This window comes from Fulvivirga aurantia (genome assembly GCF_009711475.1).
In the GTDB taxonomy this organism is placed as follows: domain Bacteria; phylum Bacteroidota; class Bacteroidia; order Cytophagales; family Cyclobacteriaceae; genus Fulvivirga; species Fulvivirga aurantia.
Window position 1 is genome coordinate 1 of sequence record NZ_SMMD01000391.1, and the last position, 2,274, is coordinate 2,274.

General features: G+C 38.7%; 3 protein-coding genes. 2 read left to right on the top strand and 1 reads right to left on the bottom strand.

Features of this window, described 5'->3' with window-relative positions:
* Both E1176_RS02140 and E1176_RS02145 read left to right on the top strand, forming a co-directional pair.
* On the top strand, window positions 1–462 hold a 462-nt coding region (locus E1176_RS02140; RefSeq protein WP_155208929.1), incomplete at its 5' end, for a DUF502 domain-containing protein.
* A complete protein-coding gene (locus E1176_RS02145; RefSeq protein WP_155208930.1) occupies window positions 459–1,154 on the top strand; it encodes a zinc-ribbon domain-containing protein in 696 nt (231 codons plus the stop codon). The genes E1176_RS02140 and E1176_RS02145, both read left to right, overlap by 4 nt.
* Here the strand turns inward: E1176_RS02145 and mnmA are convergent.
* Window positions 1,144–2,274, bottom strand: a 1,131-nt coding sequence (gene mnmA / locus E1176_RS02150; RefSeq protein WP_155208931.1) for a tRNA 2-thiouridine(34) synthase MnmA, incomplete at its 5' end; no start/stop codon positions are given. The two genes, E1176_RS02145 and mnmA, sit on opposite strands and share 11 nt — an antisense overlap.

Consider the following 2,274-nt stretch of genomic DNA (forward strand, 5'->3'; position numbering starts at 1 on the left):
ATACCTATCAGTATACCTGGCCTGGGAGTAATCGTAGTGGTGGCCGCGATTACGTCACTGGGGTTTGTTGCTTCATTTTTTATTACAAGGCCTTTTTTCGAATACATTGAGAAAAATCTGATTAAAATCCCGATAGTAAATATCATCTACACTTCTGTAAAAGACCTGATTGGCGCTTTTGTAGGTGATCAGAAGAAGTTTAATATACCCGTTCTTATCGCTATGGAAGACACACAAACCATATTAAAGATAGGCTTTGTGACACAGAAAGAATTAGAAAGTATCGGGCTGCCGGGTTACGTTTCTGTGTATATGCCGCATTCATATGCGTGGTCTGGAAACCAGTTCATTGTTGAGGCTAAATATGTTAAGCCACTCAATATGTCAGCCACAGCCGCTATGAAATTTGTTGTTTCTGGCGGAGTCTCTGGGATGGAGTTAAATGAAAAACCAAGCAAATGATAATATACGGCAGTAACAGTAAGTTAATTAAGCAAGCCCCACTTGAAAATCACACTTGCGATAGTTGCAATGAAAAAAATATGCAACTATTGATATACTCCAGCTACGCGCATATTTTTTGGATACCTCTTTTTCCTTATAAAAAGAGCGCAATGCTATATTGTGGGCACTGTCAAAAAGTAACGGAAGAGAAAACATTAGAGTCAAAAGATCGTCAAAAGATCAAGGCACTTAAAAGCTCAGTGCCAACTCCTAAGTACATGTTTGCTGGTCTGGTAATAATCATACTTGCCATAGCAGGTCTAACTTTTAACAGCTCACAACAAGAGAAAAAGCAACAAGCTTTCATTAATGCTCCTTTAGTTGGAGATGTATATAAGCTAAAAGATGAAACAGAGTTAAGTGATTACAAGTATTACTTACTCAAAGTAGTAGCAGTAGATGAAGATAGTATCGATGTGAGTGCTAGTTCGTTTTCATATAATGGTCTCCCTGATAAACTAGAGGCTGAGGATGGCTTTTATGATGTGTCATATCGCATTGATAGACAATTTGTAAAAGAGCTATATGACAAAAAAGAGCTCCTTAAAGTAGAGCGTGACTACTCTGACTACACCGGATTTAATAGAGTGATTCAGTTTGTACCGGACACACTTATCCAGGAAAATGTAGACGAGTCAGCTACGCTATAACACCCGAGCCAACTAACTCATCTTCTGAATACCATACAGCAAATTGACCGGCTGCAATAGCTTTTTGGGGTTGATCAAATATAATGTAGAGGCCATTCGCTTCTTTTATCAACTGAGCCTTTTCTAATGGCTGGCGATATCTTATTCTTACCATATAGTCTCGGGTTTCGCCAACCGTAAGCTTAATGTCTGGTCTCACCCAATGAATATCACCTTCTTCAATAAACAGTCCTTTTCTATACAAGCCGGGATGATTTTCACCTTGACCCGTGTAAATGATATTGTTTTTTGTGTCAGTATCGATGATAAACAATGGCTCTGGTGTGCCACCTATATTTAATCCTTTACGCTGACCAATAGTAAAATAGTGGGCACCATTGTGCTCCCCCACTTTTTTGCCAGATGATTTTTGATATACAAAAGGTGCAGTGATAGTATCTAGTGAATCTGTTATCACCTCAACATCTTCTGTGTCCTCGTTGTAAATATCTGAATCTGCAGGGACTTCAATTACATCTCCCTTTTTTGGCTTTAGCTGCTGTTGCAAAAATTCAGGAAGTCTTACCTTACCAATAAAACAAAGACCTTGAGAGTCCTTTTTGTCTGCCGTGATGAGATCTTGCACTTTAGCAATTTCTCTCACTTCAGGTTTAGTAAGCTCGCCAATCGGGAATAAGGCTTTAGATAATTGCTCTTGTGTTAATTGGCATAGAAAATAGCTCTGATCTTTGTTGTTATCTTTGCCGGCTTTGAGTTGATATAAGGTTTCTCCATTATCATCAATCTCATCTCTTCTGCAATAATGGCCTGTAGCGATATAATCAGCATTGAGGCGCATAGCCGCTTTTAAGAAAATATCAAATTTGATCTCTCTATTGCAAAGAACATCAGGATTTGGTGTTCTGCCTTTTTGATACTCATCAAACATGTAATCAACAATGCGCTTCTTGTATTCAGCACTTAAGTCAATAGCCTGGAAAGGTATGCCCAATTTTTGAGCTACAATCATGGCATCATTACTGTCTTCTAACCAGGGGCATTCATCGCTTATGGTAACACTGTCATCGTGCCAGTTTTTCATAAACATGCCAATTACCTCATAACCTTGCTCTTTTAGCAA